The 26452-nt window shown below is 40.7% G+C and carries 27 protein-coding genes; 6 read left to right on the top strand and 21 right to left on the bottom strand.

Annotation, left to right across the window (positions count from 1 at the left end; genetic code table 11):
* Positions 1-37: 37 nt before the first annotated feature.
* Positions 38-1462 carry a sigma-54-dependent transcriptional regulator gene (locus PSI06_RS10335; RefSeq protein ID WP_273603708.1) on the bottom strand — a complete coding sequence of 475 codons (1425 nt, stop codon included), beginning with the start codon at positions 1460-1462 and terminating at the stop codon, positions 38-40.
* Positions 1459-2571: a sensor histidine kinase gene (locus PSI06_RS10330; RefSeq protein ID WP_024032324.1), complete on the bottom strand. Its 1113-nt coding sequence runs from the start codon at positions 2569-2571 to the stop codon at positions 1459-1461. Before PSI06_RS10330 ends, PSI06_RS10335 begins: the two co-directional genes overlap by 4 nt.
* Before the next feature lie 132 nt (positions 2572-2703).
* Between PSI06_RS10330 and PSI06_RS10325 the strand changes: the two genes are divergently transcribed.
* Complete coding sequence (locus tag PSI06_RS10325) at positions 2704-3297, top strand: DNA-3-methyladenine glycosylase I (RefSeq protein ID WP_273603707.1); 594 nt, start codon at positions 2704-2706, stop codon at positions 3295-3297.
* 289 nt (positions 3298-3586) lie between these two features.
* Here the strand turns inward: PSI06_RS10325 and PSI06_RS10320 are convergent, their stop codons facing one another.
* Positions 3587-5023 (bottom strand): sigma-54 dependent transcriptional regulator, encoded by a 1437-nt coding sequence (locus PSI06_RS10320; RefSeq protein WP_273603706.1) that lies wholly within the window; start codon positions 5021-5023, stop codon positions 3587-3589.
* Between the two features lie 357 nt (positions 5024-5380).
* Here PSI06_RS10320 and fliS point away from each other — a divergent pair, with 357 nt between their 5' ends.
* Together fliS and PSI06_RS10310 are read left to right on the top strand one after the other, a co-directional pair.
* Positions 5381-5782 (top strand): flagellar export chaperone FliS, encoded by a 402-nt coding sequence (gene fliS, locus PSI06_RS10315; RefSeq protein WP_273603705.1) that lies wholly within the window; start codon positions 5381-5383, stop codon positions 5780-5782.
* A gap of 4 nt (positions 5783-5786) precedes the next feature.
* On the top strand, positions 5787-6083 hold the full coding sequence (locus tag PSI06_RS10310) for a hypothetical protein (RefSeq protein ID WP_273603704.1): 297 nt from the start codon (positions 5787-5789) through the stop codon (positions 6081-6083).
* Positions 6084-6163: 80 nt separating this feature from the next.
* On the opposite strand, the gene fliD is transcribed toward PSI06_RS10310, so the two are convergent.
* The 17 genes from fliD to PSI06_RS10225 form a co-directional block, all read right to left on the bottom strand.
* The gene (fliD, locus tag PSI06_RS10305; RefSeq protein WP_273603703.1) at positions 6164-7576 is read right to left on the bottom strand and encodes a flagellar filament capping protein FliD; all 1413 of its coding nucleotides are present in this window, start codon (positions 7574-7576) and stop codon (positions 6164-6166) included.
* Between the two features lie 59 nt (positions 7577-7635).
* On the bottom strand, positions 7636-8076 hold the full coding sequence (locus PSI06_RS10300; RefSeq protein ID WP_273603702.1) for a flagellar protein FlaG: 441 nt from the start codon (positions 8074-8076) through the stop codon (positions 7636-7638).
* A 134-nt stretch (positions 8077-8210) separates the two neighbouring features.
* Positions 8211-9044, bottom strand: a complete 834-nt coding sequence (locus PSI06_RS10295; protein WP_273603701.1) for a flagellin domain-containing protein — start codon at positions 9042-9044, stop codon at positions 8211-8213.
* Positions 9045-9312: 268 nt separating this feature from the next.
* Entirely contained in the window at positions 9313-10149 is an 837-nt protein-coding gene (locus PSI06_RS10290) for a flagellin domain-containing protein (RefSeq protein ID WP_273603700.1), read from the bottom strand.
* Between the two features lie 275 nt (positions 10150-10424).
* Entirely contained in the window at positions 10425-11678 is a 1254-nt protein-coding gene (gene flgL / locus PSI06_RS10285) for a flagellar hook-associated protein FlgL (RefSeq protein ID WP_273603699.1), read from the bottom strand.
* 2 nt (positions 11679-11680) lie between these two features.
* On the bottom strand, positions 11681-13690 hold the full coding sequence (gene flgK / locus PSI06_RS10280; RefSeq protein ID WP_273603698.1) for a flagellar hook-associated protein FlgK: 2010 nt from the start codon (positions 13688-13690) through the stop codon (positions 11681-11683).
* 1 nt (position 13691) lies between these two features.
* Positions 13692-14708 (bottom strand): flagellar assembly peptidoglycan hydrolase FlgJ, encoded by a 1017-nt coding sequence (gene flgJ / locus PSI06_RS10275; RefSeq protein WP_273603697.1) that lies wholly within the window; start codon positions 14706-14708, stop codon positions 13692-13694.
* Between the two features lie 134 nt (positions 14709-14842).
* Positions 14843-15937 carry a flagellar basal body P-ring protein FlgI gene (locus PSI06_RS10270; RefSeq protein ID WP_004588022.1) on the bottom strand — a complete coding sequence of 365 codons (1095 nt, stop codon included), beginning with the start codon at positions 15935-15937 and terminating at the stop codon, positions 14843-14845.
* An 11-nt stretch (positions 15938-15948) separates the two neighbouring features.
* Positions 15949-16632: a flagellar basal body L-ring protein FlgH gene (gene flgH, locus PSI06_RS10265; protein ID WP_273603696.1), complete on the bottom strand. Its 684-nt coding sequence runs from the start codon at positions 16630-16632 to the stop codon at positions 15949-15951.
* A gap of 20 nt (positions 16633-16652) precedes the next feature.
* A complete protein-coding gene (gene flgG, locus PSI06_RS10260; RefSeq protein ID WP_004588020.1) occupies positions 16653-17441 on the bottom strand; it encodes a flagellar basal-body rod protein FlgG in 789 nt (262 codons plus the stop codon).
* 21 nt (positions 17442-17462) lie between these two features.
* Positions 17463-18206: a flagellar basal body rod protein FlgF gene (locus PSI06_RS10255; protein ID WP_273603695.1), complete on the bottom strand. Its 744-nt coding sequence runs from the start codon at positions 18204-18206 to the stop codon at positions 17463-17465.
* 188 nt (positions 18207-18394) lie between these two features.
* Positions 18395-19738: a flagellar hook protein FlgE gene (gene flgE / locus PSI06_RS10250; protein ID WP_273603694.1), complete on the bottom strand. Its 1344-nt coding sequence runs from the start codon at positions 19736-19738 to the stop codon at positions 18395-18397.
* 59 nt (positions 19739-19797) lie between these two features.
* Positions 19798-20478, bottom strand: coding sequence for a flagellar hook assembly protein FlgD (locus PSI06_RS10245; RefSeq protein ID WP_029773926.1), 681 nt, complete (start codon positions 20476-20478; stop codon positions 19798-19800).
* A 13-nt stretch (positions 20479-20491) separates the two neighbouring features.
* Positions 20492-20923, bottom strand: a complete 432-nt coding sequence (gene flgC, locus PSI06_RS10240) for a flagellar basal body rod protein FlgC (protein ID WP_004588016.1) — start codon at positions 20921-20923, stop codon at positions 20492-20494.
* A 5-nt stretch (positions 20924-20928) separates the two neighbouring features.
* On the bottom strand, positions 20929-21336 hold the full coding sequence (gene flgB, locus PSI06_RS10235; RefSeq protein WP_273603693.1) for a flagellar basal body rod protein FlgB: 408 nt from the start codon (positions 21334-21336) through the stop codon (positions 20929-20931).
* 143 nt (positions 21337-21479) lie between these two features.
* Positions 21480-22310 (bottom strand): CheR family methyltransferase, encoded by an 831-nt coding sequence (locus PSI06_RS10230; protein WP_004588014.1) that lies wholly within the window; start codon positions 22308-22310, stop codon positions 21480-21482.
* A gap of 21 nt (positions 22311-22331) precedes the next feature.
* On the bottom strand, positions 22332-23264 hold the full coding sequence (locus tag PSI06_RS10225) for a chemotaxis protein CheV (protein WP_004588013.1): 933 nt from the start codon (positions 23262-23264) through the stop codon (positions 22332-22334).
* A 140-nt stretch (positions 23265-23404) separates the two neighbouring features.
* On the opposite strand from PSI06_RS10225, the gene flgA reads away from it, so the two are divergent.
* The 3 genes from flgA to flgN all read left to right on the top strand — a co-directional run bounded on the left by flgA (position 23405) and on the right by flgN (position 24936).
* Positions 23405-24112, top strand: coding sequence for a flagellar basal body P-ring formation chaperone FlgA (flgA, locus tag PSI06_RS10220; RefSeq protein WP_273603692.1), 708 nt, complete (start codon positions 23405-23407; stop codon positions 24110-24112).
* Between the two features lie 76 nt (positions 24113-24188).
* The gene (flgM, locus tag PSI06_RS10215) at positions 24189-24512 is read left to right on the top strand and encodes a flagellar biosynthesis anti-sigma factor FlgM (protein WP_273603691.1); all 324 of its coding nucleotides are present in this window, start codon (positions 24189-24191) and stop codon (positions 24510-24512) included.
* The gene (gene flgN / locus PSI06_RS10210; protein WP_054982970.1) at positions 24505-24936 is read left to right on the top strand and encodes a flagellar protein FlgN; all 432 of its coding nucleotides are present in this window, start codon (positions 24505-24507) and stop codon (positions 24934-24936) included. Before flgM ends, flgN begins: the two co-directional genes overlap by 8 nt.
* A 157-nt stretch (positions 24937-25093) precedes the next feature.
* Here flgN and PSI06_RS10205 read toward each other — a convergent pair.
* The coding region (locus tag PSI06_RS10205; protein ID WP_273603690.1) for an Ig-like domain-containing protein at positions 25094-26452 on the bottom strand (1359 nt) is incomplete at its 5' end.

Genomic DNA, 26452 nt, shown 5'->3' with positions numbered 1-26452 from the left:
TGGTTAGTTTAGGGTTATATAGAAGAAAGGGATAAAGTTATGCGGGCAGCGAAATACCTAAATCGCGCATTTGCGCGAGTTTATAACGTAAAGTACGCGGACTGATCCCAAGTGTTTGTGCAACATCTTTACGTTTGCCTTGGCAGCGCGCTAGGGTTTCTAATATTATTTTATGCTCTTTATCTTTTAGCTCATCTTTATAGCTGCCAGTATCAACATTAGGCAGGGAGCTACTCGCCTCTGCAGGCGTTATTTTGTCATCATAATACGCGCCACTGGGAGTGTTCGCTTGTTCAGCCGCTATCTCCTGTGTAGGCGTACTGTTAATTGGCGCTTGCATTAAGTTTTCAATAAAAATGGCCTGTTCGCCAATTACATTGCCCGTTCGCAAAATAAGCGCACGTTGAATTACGTTATCAAGCTCGCGTACATTACCAGGCCATGCATGGCTTAGTAATTTTTGCTCAGCGGCACTATCAAGCGTTGCTAGCGGCTCTTTACTTTTAACTAAATGGCGCTCTATTAAATGCTTAGCCAATACAATTATATCCCCTGGACGCTCACAGAGCGGTCGCCACATTAGGGGGAATACATTTAAGCGATAATATAAGTCTTCTCTAAATTGGTTATCTGCAACGGCTTCTTTTAGGTCGCGGTTACTGGTGGCGAGTACTCTTACATCGAGTGAAATTGTTTTACGGGCACCTAAACGCTCAACTTCACGCTCTTGCAATACCCGTAATAGCTTAGCTTGCAGCCCTAAGTCCATTTCGGTTATTTCATCAAGTAATATGGTGCCGCCTTGGGCTTGTTCAAACTTACCTGGGCATGCTTGTATTGCACCGGTAAACGCGCCTTTTTCGTAGCCAAATAAAGTGGCTTCAAGCATGTTTTCGGGAATAGCCGCACAGTTTATTGCCACAAAAGGCGCATCGCATCGGTTTGATTTATCGTGAATGTATCGCGCTAACACTTCTTTACCAGAGCCACTAGGGCCTAGCACCATAACACTTGCATCTGAGCGCGCCACTTTGCTCGCCAGTTCTAAAAGCGCAATACTGCTAGGGTCGGCAACAATTGGGCCGTCAGTGTCTTTTGGCTTTTCGGGTAAATACCGACTAACCATATTTAAAAGCACCTCAGGGGCAAATGGTTTAGCCATATAATCAATTGCGCCTAAGCGCATTGCCTCTACTGCATCATCAATCGTTGCATAGGCAGTCATCATTAATACGGGGAGTTCTGGGTAGTTAAGCTTAATGCTTCTGAGCAAATCTAGGCCGCTCATCGCGCCCATTTGCACGTCGCTGACCACTAATGAAAACTCAGATTTTTTTAATTGGATCATGGCTTGCTCAGCACTATCGGCTGCAACACAGGCAATACCCGACATTTCTAACGTGTCTATGAGTGCTTCTCTTAAACCTGCATCATCTTCAACCACTAGTATTGTATTACTCATGCTGTTTTCTCCTGCGTTGAGGCCGTGCATATGGGCAGCAATAAACTAAAACATGCACCACCATTGGCATTATTAACCACTTCAACACGTCCTTGATGCGCATTAGCCACAGAGCTTACAACAGCAAGCCCAAGCCCTGTACCTTGGCTTTTTGTGGTATAAAACGGTTCAAAAATTTTCTCTATTTGGCTCAACTCTACACCAGGGCCGTTATCGCATACGCTAATACGCACGGTATCGGGTTCGCTGCTATCGCGCTGCGCTTTTAATGTCACCTGGGCTTGGCTGCCAATAATTTGAATACTATTGTGAATAAGGTTTTGAATAGCACTGGCCAGCGCGGTTTTATTACCGGTAATTTCTATGTCTGGCTCTGGTAGCTCAACAACAAGTGAGCTGTTATTTAAGGCCACCATTGCATCGGCACCTAGTTTTACCTCGTTTAAAAGCTGCTGCATAGAAACCTGTTCAACCACTTGTTGCTCGCCGCTTTTGGCAAAAAGCAGCATATCGTTAACTTGGGTTTCTAAATCTTTTAATCGCGACATTAACTTAGTTTGAAAGTTATCCCGTGATGACTCTGGTAGCTTTTTAGAGCCCAAATTGGCCGCATATAACATAGCCGCCGAAAGCGGTGTACGCACTTGGTGCGCAAGCGATGCCACCATTTTACCAAGCGCACTCAAACGCTGCATATGGGCTACGCGCTTTTGCAAACGGCGCGTTTCTGTTAAATCTGTCATTAATATTAATTGCCCAGGCTCTGGCGCTAGCGCAGTAATATCAAGCTTTATAAGGCGCCCATCTTTGAGCGACACTTCATGCCCATCATCTTGGTGGGGACGAAAAGAGCGTTGAATAATGTTAAACCACTTCTCTCCTTCGAGCGGCTCGCCTAACATATCAATCGCGATTTGATTGGCTTTTGCAATAAGGCCTTTGCCATCAAGCACAACAACACCCGCAGGCATAGTATCAACTAAGTGCGACAGCCAACTTGCTTGCTGTCTTAAATCACTTAATTCACCAATGTACTCTTCTTGAAGTAAACATGGGTTATACTGTTTTGCAGTAATAAACTGTGGTTTAAGTACACTCGCAAGGGCCATAATCAAATCTCTTAATGATGTAGATATAGGGCTAAATGCACAATTTATACCAATATTATTTTATATATTTTTCATTTAGTTACCTTACAATATCGCGTAACAAAAAAATGACGCACACTAAAAGGAATAATAATGAGTGAGCAAAATAAATGCCGTTGTGCATGGCTCGACGCCACAAAGCCTGATTATGTGAAATACCATGATGAAGAATGGGGAGTCCCCCTTTATGACGACACGAAATTATTTGAATTTATTACCCTCGAGTCGGCGCAAGCGGGCTTAAGTTGGTACACCATTTTAAAAAAGCGCGCAGGCTATAAAAAAGCATTTGCTAATTTTAATGTGCAAAAAGTGGCTAAGTTTACAGCCGATGATATAGAACGGCTAATGCAAGATGAGAGCATAGTGCGTAACCGCTTAAAAATTGCTGCCACCGTTAATAATGCTCAGCGGTTTATTGAGATTCAAAAAGAATTTGGCAGCTTTAGTAATTACCAATGGCGATTTGTGGGCAATAAACCAATTATTAGTGATTTAAATAGTGTTGAAGACACCCCTGCAATTACCGAGGAGTCAAAAGCGTTTGCAAAAGATTTAAAAAAACGAGGTTTTAAATTTTTGGGCCCTACAACGGTATACGCACATATGCAGGCCTGTGGCATGGTTAACGATCATAGTAATGATTGTTTTAGAAAAGAAGAAATTATAAAGGCGTTTAGTGAATAAGTGATTTATCACCATAAAATGTTCTGTTCATAAAAAGGTGAAGAGACGCTTCGCTTTAGAGAAGTAACGTGTAAGTTAATTGTGGTTTCTCATTTGACCTCGTTTTTTTGGGGTTAAGCAATTAAAAGCTGCGCTTTTTACGCGAGCAAGCTTCGCGTCTACCGCCAAAGTTTAAGTTTGCGTTTACCTTGTAAACGCGAAGCTTGCTTGCGTGACGGGCAAAGCCCGTAAATTAACTCCTCAAAAATGAATAATAAATAACGAAAAGTCTTTCACCATTTGCATACTGCTAATCTCGTGAAAGATTGTACTTTTTCATTTTTTCAACAAGCGTTGTACGCCTTACACCTAATATTTCTGCGGCGCGCGCAACAACGTAATCAAAACGCTCTAACGCTTGGGTAATTAAGCTTATTTCAAGCTCTGCTAAATAATCTTTAAGCTCTATGCCCTCTTCGGGTAATACGCCAGATCCCGGTTGGCTAAATTCAGGCTCTGGTTCATTATCATAATCGCTAAAGCCTGAGCTAAAAATATCGTTAAAGGCATCTTTTTCAAGTAGCTCTTCAGGGTATTCTGGCTCGTATGCGTCTACCTCGATGTAGCGATATTTATTGGGTAAATCGGGTACATCCACTACTTTTTCAGGGAACATAATCACCATGCGCTCCACTAAATTAGCAAGCTCTCGAATATTACCAGGCCAAGCATGCTCTTTTAAGCTCTCAACCGCGCGCTCTGTAAATTTAGCCGACGTACCACTTTGCTCATTCACACGGCGCATTAACTCTTTGAGTAATAAAGGTATGTCGTCAGCACGTTCATTAAGTGACGGGTTTTCAATAGGAAACACGTTTAAACGGTAATATAAATCTTCCCTAAAGCTGCCCTTTTCAATCATTTCCTCAAGGTTGCGATGAGTAGCGGCAATCACCCGTACATCTGCTTGAATAGCTTTTGTGCCACCTACACGCTCGTAGCTGCGCTCTTGTAATACACGCAATAACTTTACTTGCATTTGCAGCGGCATATCGCCAATTTCATCTAAAAATAGCGTACCGCCTTGAGCCAATTCAAAGCGCCCTTTACGTGCAGAAATAGCGCCGGTAAACGCCCCTTTTTCGTGACCGAATAGCTCGCTTTCGAGCAACTCTCCAGGAATAGCGCCACAGTTTACTGGTACAAACGGCCCAGTATTGCGTTTAGATAATAAATGGACGTTACGCGCAACCACCTCTTTACCTGTACCCGACTCGCCTAAAATAAGCACATTTGCATAGGTTTTAGCCACTTGCTCAATTAAAAAGCGTACGTTTTTAACTGCGTCTGTTTCCCCTACTAAACCATCAAATGTTTTGTGTGGTTTATGCTGCTTGTGGCTACCAGGCAACATACGTTGGTACTGTTGGCAGTCGTGTAATAACTGTGTGGTTACTTCGTGATTAAACGGCTCACAAATTAAGCCCACTACATTAGCAATACTTAATAAGGGCTTGAGTGTTTCACCAATCAGTAAAAAAGGTAGGGTTGGAAAACGCTTAATTAAGCTTTCATGATCTAAGCTTTGCAATGCACCTAAAATAACAATGCATTCTTGTTGTTGATACTTACTAGATACTTGCTCAAAATCACTTTCGTCAAGTAACTGCACAGCTTCCCCAATAAAGGTAAGCGATGCATTTAATCCTATTGCACGGTTATTATTATTATCTAAAATCAAGATCATAGTTAGCGAGCCATAATTTCACTAATTTATTTTATTAGCTAAATTGTAAGCGAGATCTGAATGGATGCAAGTAATAGCGGCGGTTTTTTGACATAAACGCCAAAAAATAGACATCGCTATAAAACAATAATACTTAATAATTAAAACTTAAGTATTGTTTTGTTGTTTAATACTTAAAGCTAATGCTATGACTTGTTTTTTACTTAGTGCATAAATCTACATAGGTCAAAAATATAAACTATAATTAACTTAAGTTGAAAGCAACAATGCCGATAACTAAATAAATGCAATATGCTTGGCATTAATATTGCTTTTGTTACGTACAGACGATTTCACATATTTATTTAGGATTTTTCCATGGCTCATGTTTCATTAAAAAAATATTCTCAAGTGCGTGCCAGCAGCATCGCAGAAATGGCGCCCTATGAGCAAATTAATCTTATTTTTAGTAACATAATTGGTCGCTTGGCCGCTACTAAAGGTTTTATTGAGCGCAAAGAAATAGCAAAAAAAGGCGAAAACATCTCTGCCTGTATTTTACTATTAGGTGCACTACAAGATGCGCTTAATTTAGAAGTGGAGCAAGATCCTAGTATTTCGGACAATTTATTGGCTCTTTATGACTACTGCCAAAGACGCCTTGTGCAAGCAAATGTTGACAATGACATTGAGATTATTTCTGAAGTAGCTGGCATTATTAAAGAAATTAAAGAAGGGTGGGATAGCATTCCTGTCGATCAGCGTACTCCTGCGGTATAAGCGAATGGCTTTAGAAGAAACAAGCAAAGCTGAGCATATTAATCAATTGCTCAGCAGAATCGAATTATCAGTACAAAGCAATAAAGCAGATGAAGCCAAGCCAATTATGGATACTTTAAATAGTAAACTTAAAAGCTGGTGCGAAAGTGATACACCACCAAACACTCAAGAATTAGAGACTATACAAGCTGTTATAAACGCTATAAGCAAGCAGGCTATAGCTGCAAAAAATGAATCATTAAAAGCTATAATTAAACAAAAAAAAACGGGGAAAGCAATTTCCGCATATAAGTCGGTTTAATTACTTGCATATTAATTAAGGTAAAAAGCAGGCATAAAAAAACCGTTTCCAAACGGTTTTTTTATGCTCATAGTTAGTTACTAGTTACTACTGACTACACCAGGCATATTTTCAAGTTGAGCTTGAACATAGCTGCTAGTTGAGTTGAGGCTAGCTACCAACAAATCCATCGCGTTGTACTGCGCATATAATCGCGATGAAAGTGATTCAATCTTGCGTGTTAGCGCATCCCTTTCATCATCAATATCTCGAAGCTGTCCTTCTTTACTATCTATCCTACTTTGTATTAAACCATCAGAACGAGTATAAAAATTCATTAAGTCGTCGAATGACCCTGCAAACCCTAAATCGTCATCGTCTGCTGCATCACCTATAAAAAACTTCTGAACTAAATCAACATCATTTTCAAGCTGCTCATCGAGTTTTTCTTTATCAAAACTTAATACACCGTATTGATCTGAAGAAATACCAAGTTGTAAAAGCGATAAAGAATCACCATTGCCTAAATCTATCGACTCAGTTATTTCACTACGTAGTTTAGACATTACACCTCTAAGAAGTGAATCACCAGCCATTACACCTGCACCATCTGCGGTAGAAGAGCCTAACGAGTTACTTAGATTAAGTAACTCGTTATAACTTTCAATAAAGCTACTCAGGCCTTCTACAATATTATTATTGTTTTCGGTGACAGATAAATTACTTACATCATCGTCAATGCTATGACTCTTATTAGCGGTGATAGTTATCCCATCAATTACATCATCAAATGTATTAGAGCTGCTACTAACAGTTAACCTTCCGTCAATCGTTATTGATGCATCGGTTGCTTGAACTACCTCTTCAGAGTTTTCTATTCCCGCACTTGAATCAAATGCTAGGCGCGACAATCCGTTATTATTTATGTTGTTACCGTCAGCATCATTTACTTCAATTTTAATTTCGTTTTCAGCCCCACTATTTTTAGCTGAAAATACCAAATGCTGGCCTTCATCATCAGTAATAATTGTCGCATTAACACTGTCATTATCATCACTGTCGTTTATTGCATCTCGAATTTCACTCAAAGTTGCAGTATCAGATACTTCAATATCAAAACTGTTTTCACCCGAGGTTAAGGTCATCGTTCCCTCGCCTACGGCAGTTTCAGAATTGAATGCTTGCGATAATACTTTATGCTCTGTAGCTAAATTATTTACTTTAACTGAGTAGCTTCCTGGCTGAGCATTTTTATCCGAAGTAAGAGAAATAAAATCATCCTCACCAGATATTTCTCGCGTTTGGTAATTATCAACGTCTCCAAGGTTAGCCATAGAGTCTTGAACTTTTTCAAGGGCAGACTTAAGTGCACCCACGGCAGAAATATCAGTTGTTAAATTGTTCTCTTTTGTATCTAATCGAGCTTCAGCAGGTGCTTGTTCAGCATTAACTAGCGCATCAACAATATCTGATACAGCCAAACCTGAGCCTAGGCCATTAAACGAAATAGACATACTTCACCTCATTAAATACTTAAAAATACACTGACTTAAAATATGTGTAACAATAGCCGCTAAACTGTTTGGTCAATTAAAATACCTGCCGACTCAGATAGTTTAGATACCAAATTTAATACTTCTTCAGAAGGATATTGCTTAATAACTTCACCACTCTCTTTATCGAGTACTTTAATTACATCGCGACCTGAATCTTCATCGACTTTAAATTGCAAACTACGGTTCATTTCGCCCATAAAATCCTGCAATTGTTGCGCCATTTTTTCAAGCTGGTCGCGGTCAAGTGGTTGCTGCTCATCCCTTTGTTTCAGGTTTTGCTGCTGGTTTTGCTGCTGGCTTTGATGATTATTAGCATTATTTTCAGCGCGCGTGGCTTCATCTGCGGCCGTAGCAACTAAACTTGTAGCACTAGGTGTTATTTTTGGCTCATCAGCAAGCTGGTGCGCATTCCTACTTGTATTAACAGCAACCTCTGGGCTTGAACTTATAGCACTCATAACGCCTCCTATATTTGTACCTTTACGGTAAAAAACGCAAAAAGAAGGTTAGCTAAGCCAACCTCCTTTTTTAGTTTTTATGCGACTAATGCTGACTTAAACATTAGTTTAACTAATCATTTGCCTATTGGCTATTAACCTAATAAGCTCAGTGCCGCTTGTGGTAACTGATTTGCTTGCGACAAGATTGAGGTACCTGCTTGTTGTAGAATTTGATTCTTTGTCATTTCTGCAGTTTCAGTCGCAAAATCAGTATCTTGAATACGGCTACGTGAAGCTGAAACATTTTCTTGTATATTAGCCAAATTGCTCAAGGTGTGTCCAAATCGGTTTTGTACCGCACCAAGGCCAGCTCTTAAATCATCAATACTTGCTATTGCTGTATCGATAAGACCGACAGCAGCATCAGGATCACCTGTGCCTGTTGTATCTCCAATATCGACTGCATTAACACCAAGTGCAGTAGCATCTATATCAGCTAATGTAACTGTAATTTTATCATTAGCAGTAACATTTGCTCCGACTTGAAAGCTAACTGTAGTAAGATCTCCATTAAGCAACTGTTGATCGCCAAATGAAGTCGTTTCTGCTATTCGCGTTAGCTCAGTTTGTAATGCAACCACTTCTTTTTGCATCGCATCTCTATCGGTCTCTGAATTTGAGCCATTTGAAGACTGCAAAGCTAATTCACGCATACGTTGTAGTATATTAGTTGACTCTTGCATAGCTCCTTCAGCAGTTTGAGCCATTGAAATACCGTCATTCGCATTACGTTGAGCTACCGCTAAACCATTTATTTGAGAAGTTAAACGATTTGAAATTTGTAGACCTGCCGCATCATCTTTTGCGCTATTAATACGCATACCAGATGCTAGGCGCTCCATCGATGTTGCTAGGCCTTCGCCTGAACGAGTTAAGTTACGTTGAGCATTTAATGAAGATACATTAGTGTTTACTGTTATAGCCATGATAAGACTCCTGATTACTTTCGTAATGTTAATGTTTTAATTTAACCAAGAGCTTTCACAAATGTTTGTTCAGCTCCGTACTGATTAAGTTAACGGCAGGAGGTTTATTATCTTTAGAAGTATTTTAAAAATAAATTAGTTTATTTATTAAAAATTAATTAAACCATTGCTTTTAAATAAATTATATTTTTATAACTTTCTATGATCGAGAAACAAAAACGCACTTAAAAAGTGCGCTTGTATTAACTATCTTAATTCGAATCAACAATTAGCCACCTAATAAACTAAGTGCAGCTTGTGGTATCTGGTTTGCTTGCGATAAAATTGAAGTTCCCGCTTGCTGTAGTATTTGGTTTTTTGTCATCTCAGCTGTCTCTGTTGCAAAATCAGTATCCTGAATACGACTACGTGATGCAGATACATTTTCTTGTATGTTAGCTAAATTGCTAATCGTATGACCGAAACGGTTTTGTGCTGCACCAAGTCCAGCTCTTAAATCATCAATAGTTGCAATTGCTGTATCGATAAGCCCAACAGCAGCATCAGGATCACCTGTGCCTGTTGTATCTCCAATATCGACTGCATCAACACCAAGTGCAGCAGCATCTATATCAGCTAATGTAACTGTAATCTTATCATTAGCAGTAACATTTGCTCCGACTTGGAAGCTAACTGCAGTAAGATCTCCATTAAGCAGTTGTTGGTTGCCAAATGAAGTCGTTTCTGCTATTCGCGTTAGCTCAGTTTGTAATGCAGCCACTTCTTTTTGTAATGCATCTCTATCTACCTGCGAATTTGAACCATTAGCAGATTGTAAAGCAAGCTCGCGCATCCGCTGTAGTATATTAGTCGACTCTTGCATTGCCCCTTCAGCAGTTTGTGCCATTGAAATACCATCATTGGCGTTACGTTGTGCGACAGCTAAGCCGTTTATTTGTGAAGTTAAACGGTTTGAAATTTGCAGGCCGGCGGCATCATCTTTAGCGCTATTAATACGCATACCAGAAGCTAAGCGCTCCATTGAGGTTGCTAGGCCTTCGCCCGATCTTGTTAAGTTACGTTGTGCGTTTAATGACGACACATTAGTATTTACTGTTAATGCCATTTTACCATCTCCTAGGTTTAAACAGAGTGTGGTTCAACACGTTTTAACAGGAACCACTATTCGATAATTTCTAATTATTAGAAAAGCATTTACTGTGCCAACTTTCAAACAAATATAACCACATGTTTTTAAAGTGTTTTCAATAAAAAAATTAAACATTAATAATAAGTTATCTATTTAGCGGGAGTGACGACAATTTATTGCCGCTATTTTGAGGGAGGTTTTTGCCGCTTTGTATTAACTAAAGCGGCAAGGTATTTCTGCTTATAATTTGTTTATAAGTAATCAAACAAAGAAAGGTTAGTTAAACGGCCAAACGTGGCTTGTGATGCTTGCAGTGCAGTTTCTTGTTTAGTAAGTTCACTAATAGCTTCTGCCATATCTACTTCTACTAAGTCAGATAGATTACTTTTATTTTGTATATCTTGTGCAAGGTTAGAGTCGCTAACTCTTTCAAGTGCGTTCATGCGCCCACCTAAACTGGCTTGCGTAAATACAACTTGTTCGCTGGCATTTTGTAATTGCACTAAACCATCGGCTAAAACTTGCTGAAAGTCATCACCCTCAAGTGTGCCGTCATTTAAACCTGTAATAAGCGATTGCAAGGTATTAAGTACATTTTCTTTGCCTGGCTTTTCAAGGCTGAAGTCGAGCTGACCAGGTGCTGTGCCTTCAAATTCAATTTTCATACCGGCAAAATCGATTGGTCCATCAGTAACTTCACCCGTTACTGTTGGTGTTAGTGGAGCACCATCTCTATGTATTTCGTAAGTTTGGGGATCGTCAGCCGTAGCACCAGGGCTTACAAGTACACTATATGTATTTGCAGTCGCTGAGGCTGTTGGGTCTGCGTTGTAATTTGCTTGATGGAAGTTATCAAACTCAGTTTGGCCATCAACATAAACACTTGCTGCTGTAATAGAACCAGAAACTGTCGCTGTATTTGACGCAACATTCAAGCGTGCATCCGTTTTCTCGAACGTATCAAAGCCGTTATCGCTAGATTTAATACTTACGCCTTCAGCAATGGTAATTACATGCTGGCCTTGATCTCCGTTATAAGTATATTCACCCGTAATAGAGTCAAATTGGTAAGGTTGAGTACTGTCTTGGTAGCCTGAGAAAATAAACTTACCGTCTTCTGATCGGGTGTTCATTAAGTTAGCTAACGTTTGTTGAATGCCGCTAAGTTCTGATGCAAACGTCTTTAAATCGTCTTTAGTATAAACACCATTACCTGCTTGAATAGTCAGCTCTTGTGCTTGTTGAATATTAGTATTTATACTTTGTAAGATGGTTTCTTCAGTCTCAAGACGGCCAGTTAATTGGTCAATATTTTTAGTATATTGCTCATTTGTTTGTATTTTATTTGAATACAGCATTCCTTGCGAGATAGCGGCAGGTGCTTCTGAGGTCGTTAAATACTTCTGCCCTGTATTTGCTCGCTCTAAAGCGCCTGCAACGCCCTGTTGATTGTCTAAAATTTTATTAATTTGACTTTGATACATTAAATTATTTGATAAACGCATAATTACCTCGCTGCACTTAATAAGGTGTCAAAAACTTCTTGGGCCGCAGCTAGTACTTGAGCTGATGCCGAATATGATTGTTGGAAACGTAGTAAATTGGCAGCCTCTTCATCTAGGTTTACACCCGAGAGTGATTCATACCAGGCTTCAGATTGCTGGGCTAATGCATCAAATGCGCTGGCACTGGTAATGGCTTGGCCAGTGACTACGCCAATATCACTCACTAACCCCGAATAGGCTTGGTTAAACGTTTCGTGATTGTCGGCAGTGGCTGTTGTCACTAGATTTTTACGCACTAATTCGCCATTTTGTAAATCAGCGAGTTTTAAACCATTACGGTTATCGTCAAAGCCGCCTTCGTTAAATTCAAGGGTAAAGGTGTCTCCGGTAGCTGGCGTGCCTTCAATGTCAAAGTCAAATCCATAGTTGCTATAAGGTGCACCAGCCTGAGCCAGTATACTCTCTGCCGGTGGCGTTATAGTAAAGGTTGTGGTGCCATTTGCATCTGTAATTTGGTATTCGTTTGCAGTGCCTGTTTTAACTAACGTTATATCACCATTTGTTAAGCCTGGCGTGGAAGTAAAACCACCCGAGGTAACACTTGTTACCTCTCCTGCTGAAATAGTTGCTGTACTTGTATTGTCGATACTATTTGCTGTACGAATTGGTGAAGCAAGCGCTAGGTCTTCACCTCTGCTTGTAGCAAGTGTAATACTGGTAGCGGCCTCTGAATTTAATTTAATTTGAAATTGATCGCCCTCAACACCACTTCCTGTAACATTAATTTGTAAACCAAATGACTCACCGGTGGTAAAGTCATCTGAATTTATAACACCAGATGGCGGTATCGTTGCTAAGGAAGCGCTGCCTAGTGGCTCGCCTTTATTATCAATTGGCTGAATACTCACCTCATTTGCATTAGCGGTATAAGTAATAATAAAATCACTTGCCGGTAATTCACTCCCTTTACCGGGCTCTACTGTGGCTGTCATATTAGTAACACCACCGCTATTAGCTTGGTATGCATAAGCACCCACAGTAGGTATGGTAAATATATCACCGCCTAGCTCGCCGTTAGCATCCATACCCAATTTATTTTGCTCGTTGAACGCATCTGCAATTGCCAATCCCATTTGGCCAATCTGGTTTTGTGCTGGTACAAGTATATCGTCTCTAAATGCGAGTAAGCCGCCAATTTTGCCTTTTAATTTGCTTGCATCTATCTCTAGCGGCACGGCTTTGCCGCCATTAACATCAAGCGTCAATTCTTTAAAATTAGGATCGGGGTCGCCCGACAAAGAAAATAAGTTAAATGTACCGTTTTCCATAACTAAAGACTCACCGCTGCCCATAAATACGAGTTTTTCGCCATTAGGGCAATCGAGTGTTTCTATATCTACGAGCTCTGATAATTCACGAATCGCTAAGTCGCGCTCGTTATAAATAGAGCTTGCGCTTGATGCGTTATTTGTACCATTTACGACTGCAATTTCTTGGTTTAACGTATTTATATTTTGTATGAGCGAATTGGCTTCTTCAGAAAAAATTTCAAGCTGCTCATTCACAATACCTTGCTGCTCAAGCACAATCCCTGAGAGCCTATCCATTTGATCAACTAAACTTTGCGCGTCGGTCATTACGAGTGAGCGAGCAACTGATGAAGACGGTTGATTTAACGCCTCTTGCACGTTATTAAATAATGAATTTATGCCCGTTGATAAGTTATTAGACTCTTCTGAAAAAATAGTATCAACACGGTTGGCTTCTGTTACAAATTGATCAAAAAACGATTTATTTGACGTGTCGCGATTTAACTGCGACTGGGCAAATTCGTTCAATAACCGATATGTTTCGCCGCGCCCTACTTGGTTATCTACCATAGTGGTAAATTCAGTGCGCTCACGTACGTAGCCTTCGGTGTTTACATTGGTGATGTTTTTACTGGTCGTTTGCAACAGTTCAGAGCTTGAACGCACACCAGCACTGGCAATATTTAATAAACTAAACGACATATTACTTCACTCCTTGGGTAAACGCGCTTGTTGCAATATTTTTAAGCTCACTACTATTTAGCACTTTTTTTATTTTGCTCGCGTAATTAGGGTCCGTTGCATAGCCTGCTTTTTGTAGCGAATCTAAAAATTCGTTTGGCTGTGCTGTTTTTTGTAATGCTTCTTCGTAACGTGGGTTTTGCGTTAAAAAATCGACAAAGTCGTTTACGCTTTCTTTTATAGAATCATAAGCTCTAAAACTTGCTTGCTTTTTAACTGCAGCACCTTGCTCAAACTCTAAAGTGACCTTACTGGCCTTTTCACCCTGCCAACTTTTATCTGACTTAATATTGAATAAATTGTTTGAGCTATTACCATCACCTTTATTAATAATATGTTTACCCCAACCAGTCTCGAGGGCCGCCTGAGCGACCATCACTGCAGGGTTTAAACCTATTTTTTCGGCCGCTGTTTTGGCATGCTCCCACACTGCACTCACAAACTCTCCAGCATTATTAAATGTCGGTTGCTGTACAGGCTGTGTTGGGGTTTTAGTGTCTGTTGCTTCGCTGCTGAGGGCTAAGTCGTCTTTATTTACTTGCTCAACATTATTCAGTTCTTCGTGGGGTAGTTCAGAGCCTGCGCGTTTATCACTGATAAAGTCGTTGGTTGTTCTTAACACTGAGCCAGGCATAAAGTTTTCAGCCTCTGGAGAGAGCTGCTGCACAATTAAATCAGCCAAGCCTAAAGACCCATTTGATGAAAGCTCAGAAGAGAGCTGCTGATCGTGCATTTCTTCAAAAAACTTTACGCCGCTAGAATTAAATGGGCTGTCTTCATCTTCAAATGCTTCGTTAGCTTTACGCATACCTTTTAGAAGCATCTGCGTAAAAATAGCTTCAAATTGTGCCGCTGCTTTTTTTAGCGCCGCTTTAGAGGCATCAGTAGATGCATCACCGCTGTTTAAAGCGTCTTGACGTAAAGTATTAAGATTACTTAAATCAAAAAAGTTTTGCTTATCGAGGTGATTTGTTTCCATCAGCTTTTTGACACAAAAATGAATAATGCTTTAAGAAATGCAAAAATTGAGCCAAAGGAAGGTAACAGTAAAAAGCTTAAGTACCTTTTGAGTACTTAAGCTTTATTTAGAAGGGTAAATATTATAAAAAACAATTAAATAACAACAAGCTGTCCGTTAATTGCACCCGCTTCTTTAAGCGCTTCTAAAATAGCCATTAGGTCTCCAGGTGCTGCGCCTACTTCATTTATAGCACGCACTAAGTCATCTAAGCTGACGCCTGGGTTAAATACAAACGCACGAGAATCATCTTGGTTAACGTCAATAATACTTTGCTGTGTTACAACAGTTTCGCCTTCAGCTAACGGATTAGGCTGCGTTACATTTTGCTGTTCAGCAATAGTAACTGTCAGGCCGCCGTGGGTTATTGCCGCTGGCTGTAGCTTCACATTTTTGCCAATGACAATCGTTCCCGTACGTGAATTAACAATAATTTTGGCTGATGTGTCAGCAGGTTTAAACTCTAGGTTTTCAAGCGTTGATAAATAAGACACTCGTTGCGATGCATCACGCGGGGCAATAACGCGTACTGAGGCAGCGTCAATAGCTTGTGCACTATTAGGGCCTACCAAATTGTTAATTGTTGCTTCTAAACGTTTTGCCGTTGTAAAGTCTGGGCGGTTTAAGTTAAAAGTAATGTAGTCGCCTTGCATAAAAGGGCTTTTAACTTCGCGTTCAACAGTGGCTCCATTTGGTACGCGGCCGACGGTTGGGGTATTAATTACTACTTTGCTACCATCAAGCCCTTGTGCACCTAACCCCCCTACTATTAAGCTGCCTTGTGCTATGGCGTATACGTTACCATCAACCCCTTTTAAAAAAGTTTGAAGCAAGGTGCCGCCACGTAAACTCCCTGCACTGCCAATAGAGGAAACCGTAATATCAATTGTTTGCCCTGGCTTTCTGAACGGCGGCAGCTCAGCATGAACTGCCACTGCTGCTACGTTTTTAATTTTAGGGCTTTGTGTTGAAGGCAGCGTAATACCAAAACTGTTTAACATGCCCCTAAAACTTTGTTGCGTGTAAGAGTTTTGCTCCCCTGTACCAGGTAGCCCCACCACTAAACCATAACCTACCAATTGGTTGGCACGGACCCCTTCAACCATAGAGACATCTTTTATTCGTTCCGCGCTGGCAGAAAATTGCCAGCCTAGCAGTATGATCAAAATAAACGCTTTAATGCTATTCATACTACTACCCTCTAAAACGGAAATAACGAGCTACTGAAGAAACGTGTTAACCACCCTGGGCTTTGCGCCTCTTGTGTTTGCCCTTTACCTGAATACTGGATGCGGGCATTAGCAATTCTATTCGACTCAACCGTGTTATCGGCGCTAACATCTTGCGGACGAACTAGCCCTTCGAGCCTAATAAACTCTTCGCCAGTGTTAAGTGTTAGCCATTTTTCACCACGAATAACTAAATTACCATTGGGTAAAACACGCATAACATTTACAGAAATATCACCCACTAAACTGTTTGACTGATTTGATTTTGAGTCACCGGTAAATGATGAATCACTACCAATACCAAACTGAATACTGTCACCACCTATATTTACAGGTAAGCCACCTAATCCAATAATGGGGTCCAAACTGGCGTCGGTTTCTTTATCGGTTTCGGTTTTAGCGGCTTTTGTAGCTTGTGTTGACTCTTCAAGCTTAACGGTAATTATATCGCCGGTTCTAAGTGCTTTTTTGTCTGAATACAAATCATTAAATGTATTGGTGTTAAACAACGAACCCGTTGCAACAACAGGCTCTGCTACAGGCTCTGGGTACATGGGTGCGTAGTAGGGGTCATCTTGAACCACTTCACTATTTTGCGTAGAAACACAGCCACTTAAAAATAAGGTGCCTGCTGCAAATAAAATAACATTACGCATAACTATCCCCTTGTGCACGGTTATAACTGTTGATTGATGTAGCTCATCATTTCGTCAACGGCCGAAATTACTTTTGAGTTCATTTCGTAAACACGTTGAGTTTCGATAAGGTTAACCAATTCTTCCGTTACATTAACGTTTGATGTTTCAAGCGAGCCTTGAATAATAGTTCCTAAGCCTTCTACGCCTGGATTACCTTGAACAGGCGCCCCACTAACAGCGGTTTCGGTGTAAAGGTTTTGACCAATTGGCTCAAGACCCGATGGATTAATAAAGTCACTAATTGTTAGCTGGCCAATTACCACGTTATCGGCTTGCCCTGCAACGCGTACAGATACCTCACCATCTTGAGAGACTGTAATTGATTGCGCATCATCGGGTACATTCATTTCGGGCTGAACAACAAAACCTGCACCGGAGGTAACAATGCGGCCGTCTTCATCGGTAGTAAATTGCCCATTACGCGAATACGCAATATTGCCATCGGGTTGCAACACTTCAAAAAAGCCTTCGCCTGAAATCATCCAATCGAGTGAGTTTTCAGTGGTGAGCATATTGCCCTGCGTAAACTCTTTTTGGTTAGCAACCACTTTTGCACCCGCACCGAGCATTAGGCCAGATGGCAGCTCGGTATCTTGTGATGAGCGCCCGCCAGGCTGGTTGATGTTTTGATACAGTAAATCTTCAAAAATAGCGCGGCTTTTTTTGTAACCTACGGTACTGGCATTCGCCAGGTTATTTGAAATAACTGAAATATCAGTTTGTTGAGCGTCTAGCCCTGTTTTACTTATCCACAATGCAGGATTCATAAGTATGCCCTCATTTTAAAGTTAAACTATGCGCATCAACTGATCTTGACGTTCGTCAATCTCTTCAGCTGTTTTCATTAGTTTTACTTGTAACTCAAATTGACGTTGGTGGTTGATCATATCGACCATTTCGTGAACTGGATTAACGTTAGACATTTCCAGTGCACCACTTAACACTTTTACATTTGCAGAGGTATCGACGGTTTGCCCAGGTACAGGTCTAAATAAACCATCGTTGCCTTTTTCAAGCTCTCTGCTGTTTCCTTCAACAACGCGCAGCGTGTCTACTTCTTCTAAAAAATTTGCAGGCGCGCCTTGCGGGCGAACCTGTATGGCACCATCTTCACTAAAACTTATTTTTTCAATAGGAACCGGTAAAATTACGGGGCCACCTTCGCCAATAACTTGACGACCATGACTTGTTACCAACATACCTTGCGCAGTAATGTTTAGCGTGCCTACTTTTGTATAGGCTTCGTTTCCTGAGTCATCCTGAACCGCAAGCCAGGCGTTATCGCTCATGGCAATATCTAAATCTCGCCCTGTTTCGATTATGCCGCCAGAGGTCATGTTAGAACCTGGTCGCTCTTGCATTGAAAACACGCGCGATGGCAAGCCCTCGCCAAATGCTTGCATAGAGCGCGCTTGCGCAAAGTCGGCTTTAAAGCCTGTGGTGTTTGCGTTTGCCAAATTATTGGCTTTAAGTGCAAGCCCTTGTAGGCTTTGCTTAGCGCCAGAGGCTGCAATGTAGACCATTTTGTCCATAACATCGACTCACATAAAAAATCTCTGAGTTGACAAATGCAAAATAGATGCCAGGTTAAATTTGACGCAATATAAGGAAGGTATTGAACGGTTCAGCTCGACTAGTTTTAGCGACATAGCTACAAAAAAGGCTGCAAAAAAGGCTGCAAAAATGCAGCCTTAAAATCTTAACCAAAAATAAGGTTAACTTATCGAATCTGCAAAATACTTTGCTGAATTGTTGAGTTAACTTCAAGCGCTCTTGAGTTCGCTTGGTAGTTACGTTGAGCGGTAATCAAATCAACTAATTCGTTTGTTAAGTTGGTATTAGATTGCTCAAGCGCGGATGAATTAATACTACCCAATGTGCCTGAACCTGGTTCTCCTGCTATAGGCTCCCCTGATGTCAAACTTTTCTTCCAGGCTGTATCTCCAACCTGCTGTAAACCCTGTGAGTTTGAAAAACGCACCATAGCAACTTGGCCTAAGAAGGTTGAATCACCATTACTATATGATGCTACTACTTTTCCATCTGTTCCAATATCAATACCCGCTAAACGACCAACGGTAGCGCCATCTTGCTCAAGTGCTTTTACTTCAAAGTTACTTGCATACTGTGTTGGAACTTTGTTATTAGTGCCAGCTTCATCACGCCAACTTACTGATACATCATCGGGAAAACTTGCACCATTAGTTAAAAGTGAAGTCAAACCTGTAGTAGCATTTGACGATAAGTCTATATCAGAAAAAGTTGTAGCCGGTGACGCTACATTAGGCAAACCTGCAGATGTAAATTCAAAAGTATCTATTGGAGTATGTGAACCGGCGGCGGTTTCAGTTCCATCTGTGCCAAAGTTTTTCCCGTCTAAGGTCCCGTAAACTTGCCATTGGTTCGGTGCTGTTACTGGGTCTTGCTTTACAAAAAACAGCTGTAAAACATGTGGCTCACCTAATGAATCATACACAGTGGTGGATGTCGAGCTATTATAGGAGGCACTAGTATTTGAATCAAAAGGAGTAACTGAAGGCTGAGTACTTCGAGAATCTAGATTGAATGATGAATATACTTGACTAGTAGCTCTTGGAGAACCTGACGAGTCAGGTATTTGTAAAGGTGATGATGTGCTTAGGCTCACTGAAGTAGTATCTCCTGTAGCTTCATCAACAGGAAAGCTTTGTAAGAAATTACCTTTTGCATCGACTACAAAATTGTCTTGATTTAGCTTAAATGCGCCAGCACGGGTATAAGAAAAATCTTGAGAGCCAAGGTCTTCACTCATCGCAAAATAACCTTCACCCGTAATAGCTAAATCCAACGAGTTGTTGGTGAACTGCAACGACCCCTGATGAAACTGCTGTGCAACCATAGCTGTCTGAACACCATCACCGTTTTTAGTTTTACCAGAACTGAACACAGAAGATGCATACACATCGACGAACTCAGCTCGTGATTCTTTAAAACCGGTGGTGTTTACATTAGCAATATTATTTGCTGTTACGTCTAAATCTTTTTGAGCGGCAGCTAGGCCTGTAAGTGCGATATTAAAGCTCATAATTCACCTCTAACTTTTAATCTAATAGCCTGCTAGCAGGCGAAATATTTTTTAATTGGTTATGCGATCTCTGCGACATCTGTCAACCTAACCGCACCCTCTTTAGTGTTAATAATAATGCCACTAGAGCCATTGATATTAACGCTTTCAATGTTTTTGAATGTTGCCACCGGTAAGCTTGAAAACTCGCCGTTGGTACTGCCCTCTGCAGTAATAGTGTATTCACCCTCTGGTAGGCGCTCACCAGATTCATTATTACCATCCCAGCTAAAGCGCACTGCACCCGCTGCTTGCGAACCCATATCGATAGTTCTAACCAGTTGCCCAGAAGCATCTGTGACTTTAATTGTTAAATTATCAACGGCTTCTTCAGCAACCGCAGACCCTTTTGCCTCTCCGCTTTCGCCAAGCTCAAGCGTATTAGACTCTAAAAGCGCTTGCTTACCAACCAGCGTTGATGCTTGTAAGGCAGAATTTGAGGTCATTGATGAGGCTAGTGACTCAAAATTTGTGTTTAAATCTGTGATGCCTTGCGCCATGGTAAAATTAGTCATTTGCGCAATCATCTGATCGTTATCAGCCGGATTACTCGGATCTTGATACGATAGCTGCTGAGTTAGCAACGAGAAAAAATCTTCTTGTGTTAACGCATCACTCTCTCCATCGCTGGTAGCAACTTGTTGTTCTTGCCAGCGTAGTGAGTCCAAATAAGTTGAACTGCTACTAATATCGTTACTCATAACCTACCCTCGGTTATCGCTGCCCAAGTAACAGCGTTTTGCTTAACATTTGCTTAGCTGCATCGGCAACTTGCACGTTTGTTTGATAAGAGCGAGAAGCAGAGATCATATTTGCCATCTCCTCAACAACATTAACGTTGGGTTTATAGATATAGCCATTTTCATCCGCACTTGGGTGATTAGGGTTATATTCAATTTGTAGTGGTTTGTTACTCTCAACAATTCCCAGCACTTTAACACCAACAGCGGAGCCCTGAGGGTTACTGGCTGAGGCAGACGCTTTCGTCAGCTCGGCAGCAAATACAGGTTGGCGTGCTCGGTAAGTTTTGTCTTGGGATGAACTAATTGTATTAGCATTCGAAATATTACTCGCGGTGGTATTTAAGCGAACATTTTGTGCACTCATACCACTGCCTGAAATATCAAAAACGTTATATAAACTCATAATTATTATCCTTGACTACCGAGCGCTTTATTCAGGCCCTTAAATTTACTACTTAAAAATTGCAGGCTTGCCTGATACTCCATCGCATTCTGTGTATACAAGTTTCGTTCCACCTGTATATCAACTGAGTTACCATCGCCTGTATCTCCTTGATTTGGAGTGCGAAATAATTCAGAACCACCTACACTTCGAGTACCGCCAGCTATGTGTTTTTCATTGGTAGTAACCATGCTATTGCCGCTTTGCTGAGTTGACTTTGCCGCTTTTAATGCTGAGGCAAAGTCGATATCTTTTGCTTTATAGCCAGGCGTATCAGCATTCGCTATATTTGTGGCAAGTACTTCTGCCCGCTGTGAGCGGATCAACATTGCATGCGGGTGCACACCTAATGCTTTATCAAAACTGATAGCCATAACGTTCTCCAAAAAATTGACTTGCTTAAGTTAAAGCAATTTATAAGCCAGTAGTTTTTAGTTACGTTATTTTTTTATAGGGGGTTGTTATTAAATAAAAAAACGACGCTAAGAACGTCGTTTTTAATAACAAAGTGATAGGGTTATTTTTTTTGGTAGATGATTCCAGGGTTACAACGAACCATATCAAACTCATTACTTAAGCCCGTCATCGACTCCGACGCACCTAAAAATAAATACCCTTTTGGGTTGAGTGCTTGGGCAAACTGACCAATTATTTTTGCTTTAACCTCTGGTGAAAAATATATAAGAACATTGCGGCAAAAAATAATATCAAACTTCCCCATTAAGGCATAAGAATCAAGCAAGTTTAAATGTCTAAAGCTCACCTGTTTTCTAACTGAGTCGACAACTTTTGCCATGCCGTTGCCGCTATCCATAAAGTACTTTTTACGGCGCTCTGCTGATAGGCCTCGCGCTAATGCCAACGCATCATATTCAGCGTTTTTACACATATCGAGCATTGTGTTAGAAATATCAGTACCAATAATTTGTGCCCCCATACGCAACACGCCCGGTTGCTTGGCCTGAAACTCAGCAACAGACATGGCAATAGAGTATGGTTCTTGGCCTGAAGAGCTGGCCGCTGACCAAATTTTTAATGGTCGGCGGGCGTCTTTAAACTCTGGAAACAGTTTATTTTTTAAAAGCTCAAATGGATATTGATCCCTAAACCACAAGGTTTCGTTAGTGGTCATGGCATCAACTACAGCGGCTCTAAGTTGCCGCTCATGAGGGCCAAGCGTTTTACTCACTAATTGTGATAAAGATTCAACATTAAAACGAGCCATAAGCGGCGCAAGCCTACTTTTTACTAAATACTGCTTGTTTTCGCCTAGCACAATACCACATTGCTGCTCTAAAAATGAGCGAAACTGATCGTAGTCACTTTGCTGCAAATCTTTATTATTCAAATTAATAACACCTATTGTTGTTTAGTCGCAATGAACCCATTTTTTAACTGCTGTTGCCAATTCATCAGGGTTAAATTTTGCTATAAAATCATCCGCGCCTACTTTTTCGATCATCGCCTGATTAAACACCCCACTCAAAGAAGTGTGTAAAATAACATGTAGAGGCGCTAATTTTGGATCTGCTTTAATTTCTGCTGTTAATGTATAGCCGTCCATTTCAGGCATTTCAACATCAGAGATAAGTAAACCTACACGCTCAGTAATATCATTTTTACAATCAAGCTCGGCTATTTCTTTAAGCCTAACTAAAGCCTCTTTACCATTTTTTGCAAGCTCAGTTTGCACGCCAAGTGGCTCAAGTGCTCTTTTTACTTGGTTACGTGCAACAGCTGAATCGTCGGCAATAAATACAATGCGCTCGCCTAAATCTTTTTGTATTGCACTATCGGCGGCAAGGTCGGCACTAACTTCGGTATTTACTGGACAAATTTCGTTTAAGATTTTTTCTACATCGAGAATTTCGACCAATTCGTTTTCAATCTCGGTAACGGCAGTTAAATAAGAGTAACGCCCTGCTCCTGACGGAGGTGGCATTATTTTTTCCCAGTTCATATTAACGATTCGCTCAACGCCACCAACTAAAAAGCCCTGCACTGAACGATTGTATTCTGCAATTATTATGAAGCTGTCTTTAACATTTTCAATAGGTCGGCCGCCTACGGCCATTGATAAGTCGATAACTGAAATAGTTTGACCACGAATATGCGCCACACCCCGAATGTATGCATTTGATTTAGGCATACTCGTTAAAGGAGGACATTGCAGTACTTCTCTTACTTTAAATACATTGATCCCAAAACGCTGACGCCCTCTGAGCTTAAATAATAGTAATTCTAGGCGGTTCTGCCCAACCAACTGGGTGCGTTGGTTTACTGAGTCTAAAATGCCTGCCATTCAAATCTCCTAAAGAAAACAAATAATGCGGAACGATAATTGCTTTCTGTTTACAAAGCTACATAACATCGCGGGAGCGTCTACTTTTTGACGCAAAATATTTATACCCTGTTTGAAACCATAAGCATAGTCGAAACATTATGAGTTTGTTAAAAAAAGTCAGAAGATACAGTGTTTTTTATTTTCTTGCTAGCCTCTGCTTAGCAACACCTTTGCATGCAAAAGTGTTTAGTAAAGATTTATTACAAGAAATAGCAATTTCTCATATTGCAGAGCAAGTTACCGTTCCACTTGAAAAAAATGTGGAGATTACCGCGCTTGCCCTCGATAGCCGTATTCCTGATAGAGTATGCGAAAACGAGCCAGAATTAGTCGTGGCAAATGAGCCGCCATTTACACGCCAGGTGACTGTACAAATAAAATGTAACGATGCGCAAAGCTGGACTCAATATGTCCATGTAAGAATCGTTAAAATGGCGCCCGTTGTGGTTGCCACGGCAAATCTAGCCCGTGGTGAAGTTATTACTAAGTCTCATTTAAGCGTACAAATGAAGCCTTCGCAGTTTGTTAGAGTACAATATTTAGATGACCCTTTAATGCTTATTGGCAGCCGCAGTAAGCGAAATATAAGAAGCGGTATGCCGGTTTTGCTTAACCAAATTTGTATGGTTTGCAAAGGCGACGCTGTTAATATTTATGCGAGTATTAAAGGACTTAGAATAAAAACCACGGGGATAGCACTTGAAGATGGCACCCTTGGTGAGCAAGTACAGATCAAGAATAAAAAATCCGGTAAAATTTTGAATGCACGCGTAGATGGTGTAGAGTCTGTGCAAGTAAATATTTAATTTCGATTTATACTAAAGTATCCTATGTATATGCCGATAACTTGGCATAAGTTGGGTAATATACAGGTTTATTATTATGGTTAATCAAGTTAATGGCAGTAATCAACTAGCTAATGCGCTTACAAACGCTAAACAGCAACAAGTTGATATTAAAAAAGATAACGCTGCAAGTACACAAACAACACACACTCCTTCGCCTAAAGCGGCGAGCGACTCAGTGAGCCTGACGCCACAAGCACAGCAGTTAAAAACCCTGCAAGATAAAGCTCAGCAGTCTTCTGGCTTTGATAGTGAAAAGGTCGCTGAACTTAAAAAAGCGATTACCGAAGGTAAATACCAAATTGATGCTGAAAAGCTGACTAAAAACTTAGCTGATTTTGAGTTTAACGTATATGGCTGATCACAATAGTTTAATTAGCGTTAAATTAAATGAACAAGTTAAATGCTTGGATTCATTATATGCGTTATTAAACGAAGAGCTTAGTATTATTGCCTCTCGCAGAGGTGAAGGTTTAAAAGAACTTGCCCAACAAAAAATGTCTTTTTTAACTAAGCTTACGCAGCTCGATAAAGAGTTGAACAAACTTTTTGCAGCAAATGATGAAAATGCCCCTGAAGTGACTGAACGAGTAGCGCAAGTTAAAGCTCAATTAGCGCAGTGCCAAAAACAAAATAAAGTAAACTCACATGCTGCCCGCCAAGCACACTTAAGTGTAAAACAATTAAAAGATATTTTAATTGGCGCCCCAACCAGTATGACTTACGACCAAGGCGGTAGTGTGGTTAATACCGACAGCAAGCTAGTTCGTAACCTAAAAGCTTAACTGCTTTTATCTATCCTAATTTATCAAAAAAGCCCTTATTGAAATCTCAATAAGGGCTTTTTTAGGTTTACTACTTAGCACAAAATAATAACCACACTTTTGATTAAGTGAGTTTTAGAAACCCACTTCAGCTATTTAACTGAAGTGGGTTACTGATTTAAATATCTGTTTGATTATTACCATTTTCAATTAAGTGTTTAATCATTTCCTCTGATTGATTTTGAACATCAACTGCTGGCGCAGCTTCATCGGTACTTCCGCCACTTTGTGCAGGGCTATAAGCAATTGCAGAGCCTTCATCGTCAATCAAAGTATTAAGAGCAACGAGTTGCTCGGTTTCAGAGTCAATAATTACATCGTTTATATTAAGTGGCTCTGTTTCACTCACTTGTACAACTTGCTCTGATGAACTTGCCATGGCCCCTGCGTTTGCTAAGTTGATGGTTTCGGTGCTCAACAGACCTTCATTTTGCGTATCACCCAATGCTGACTCTTCGCTAAATGACGCCGGCATAGTGTCGCCAGCACCTGAGCTAGATTGTGAGGTATACATATTTCCGGACTGCTCTATCACATTATCCGTATTTTTGATTAAGTAGTTTCCTGCCTCATCAACAGTAACAAAATAGTATTGCTCCCCTCCACCAATGTTTAGGTTGGCTAAGTTTAATACCCCTCCCCAATCTCCATTGTTATCTGAAGTAAAGCTACTTGAAAGTTCTAATACATCTAAATCTAGACCGAGTAAGTCAACGCCCAATAACGAAGAGCCAATAATGTATACTTCAGTATCTGGCTCTGTTGTCCCTTCAACTGATGGAAATAAAATTCCTAATACTCCTGAACTAAAATCAGTAACCACAAAACCTATTGGCGTGGTATCTATAATCAATCCAGAGAGGCTACCGCTTGAGATTGTATTGCCTGATGCATCAGTTGCTACCGCTGTTACAGTATAAGCCCCATCAGCTAACCCCGTATCCGGTGAGGCACTCCATACACCGGATCCGTTAGCAGTTACCTGTTTAGTGACTTCTGTTGCACCGCTAAAGGTGACTAATATAGTTTCACCAGCGCCCGCAGTCCCCGTAACAAGTGGGTTTTGATCTGCTGTTAGTTCTAACCCCGAGTCAATTGTAATACCTGAGTCAATTGCGCTACTTGTTGATTGTGTACCTGTATTACCTGCGCTATCAGCAATGCTTACATCTACGCTGTAATTACCCTCAGGAAGTACTTCTGCAGAGGTCACACTCCAACTTCCATCAGGTCCAACTGTTGTTTGAACATTGTGAGTGGCACCCGCTGAATCAGTAAACATAACGATTATTAACGCGCCTGCAAAGCTTCCAGTTACTGACCCTGTAACAGTAGGCGTAGTATCTTGACCGTAAGCGTCCGGCCAACCACACCTAGCAACACCATTTTTTGTATTTGAAAATACCTTCAACTTTTTATTGGAGGTCATTATGAATTCACCCATCCCTAAACGTTGGCTAGAAATCCTAGCGCTTCG

The sequence above is a fragment of the Pseudoalteromonas sp. GABNS16E genome (assembly GCF_028598715.1).
Classification (GTDB): domain Bacteria; phylum Pseudomonadota; class Gammaproteobacteria; order Enterobacterales; family Alteromonadaceae; genus Pseudoalteromonas; species Pseudoalteromonas atlantica.
Note: the sequence above shows the minus strand (reverse complement) of the source record. Positions and strands in the feature narration are given on the sequence as shown.

Bases quoted from the DNA above. Each gene is read 5' to 3' on its own strand.
- PSI06_RS10335 (WP_273603708.1), bottom strand. From the start codon at position 1,462: ATGAGTAATACAATACTAGTGGTTGAAGATGATGCAGGTTTAAGAGAA.
- PSI06_RS10330 (WP_024032324.1), bottom strand. From the start codon at position 2,571: ATGGCCCTTGCGAGTGTACTTAAACCACAGTTTATTACTGCAAAACAG.
- PSI06_RS10325 (WP_273603707.1), top strand. From the start codon at position 2,704: ATGAGTGAGCAAAATAAATGCCGTTGTGCATGGCTCGACGCCACAAAG.
- PSI06_RS10320 (WP_273603706.1), bottom strand. From the start codon at position 5,023: ATGATCTTGATTTTAGATAATAATAATAACCGTGCAATAGGATTAAAT.
- fliS (WP_273603705.1), top strand. From the start codon at position 5,381: ATGGCTCATGTTTCATTAAAAAAATATTCTCAAGTGCGTGCCAGCAGC.
- PSI06_RS10310 (WP_273603704.1), top strand. From the start codon at position 5,787: ATGGCTTTAGAAGAAACAAGCAAAGCTGAGCATATTAATCAATTGCTC.
- fliD (WP_273603703.1), bottom strand. From the start codon at position 7,576: ATGTCTATTTCGTTTAATGGCCTAGGCTCAGGTTTGGCTGTATCAGAT.
- PSI06_RS10300 (WP_273603702.1), bottom strand. From the start codon at position 8,076: ATGAGTGCTATAAGTTCAAGCCCAGAGGTTGCTGTTAATACAAGTAGG.
- PSI06_RS10295 (WP_273603701.1), bottom strand. From the start codon at position 9,044: ATGGCTATAACAGTAAACACTAATGTATCTTCATTAAATGCTCAACGT.
- PSI06_RS10290 (WP_273603700.1), bottom strand. From the start codon at position 10,149: ATGGCATTAACAGTAAATACTAATGTGTCGTCATTAAACGCACAACGT.
- flgL (WP_273603699.1), bottom strand. From the start codon at position 11,678: ATGCGTTTATCAAATAATTTAATGTATCAAAGTCAAATTAATAAAATT.
- flgK (WP_273603698.1), bottom strand. From the start codon at position 13,690: ATGTCGTTTAGTTTATTAAATATTGCCAGTGCTGGTGTGCGTTCAAGC.
- flgJ (WP_273603697.1), bottom strand. From the start codon at position 14,708: ATGGAAACAAATCACCTCGATAAGCAAAACTTTTTTGATTTAAGTAAT.
- PSI06_RS10270 (WP_004588022.1), bottom strand. From the start codon at position 15,937: ATGAATAGCATTAAAGCGTTTATTTTGATCATACTGCTAGGCTGGCAA.
- flgH (WP_273603696.1), bottom strand. From the start codon at position 16,632: ATGCGTAATGTTATTTTATTTGCAGCAGGCACCTTATTTTTAAGTGGC.
- flgG (WP_004588020.1), bottom strand. From the start codon at position 17,441: ATGAATCCTGCATTGTGGATAAGTAAAACAGGGCTAGACGCTCAACAA.
- PSI06_RS10255 (WP_273603695.1), bottom strand. From the start codon at position 18,206: ATGGACAAAATGGTCTACATTGCAGCCTCTGGCGCTAAGCAAAGCCTA.
- flgE (WP_273603694.1), bottom strand. From the start codon at position 19,738: ATGAGCTTTAATATCGCACTTACAGGCCTAGCTGCCGCTCAAAAAGAT.
- PSI06_RS10245 (WP_029773926.1), bottom strand. From the start codon at position 20,478: ATGAGTAACGATATTAGTAGCAGTTCAACTTATTTGGACTCACTACGC.
- flgC (WP_004588016.1), bottom strand. From the start codon at position 20,923: ATGAGTTTATATAACGTTTTTGATATTTCAGGCAGTGGTATGAGTGCA.
- flgB (WP_273603693.1), bottom strand. From the start codon at position 21,336: ATGGCTATCAGTTTTGATAAAGCATTAGGTGTGCACCCGCATGCAATG.
- PSI06_RS10225 (WP_004588013.1), bottom strand. From the start codon at position 23,264: ATGGCAGGCATTTTAGACTCAGTAAACCAACGCACCCAGTTGGTTGGG.
- flgA (WP_273603692.1), top strand. From the start codon at position 23,405: ATGAGTTTGTTAAAAAAAGTCAGAAGATACAGTGTTTTTTATTTTCTT.
- flgM (WP_273603691.1), top strand. From the start codon at position 24,189: ATGGTTAATCAAGTTAATGGCAGTAATCAACTAGCTAATGCGCTTACA.
- flgN (WP_054982970.1), top strand. From the start codon at position 24,505: ATGGCTGATCACAATAGTTTAATTAGCGTTAAATTAAATGAACAAGTT.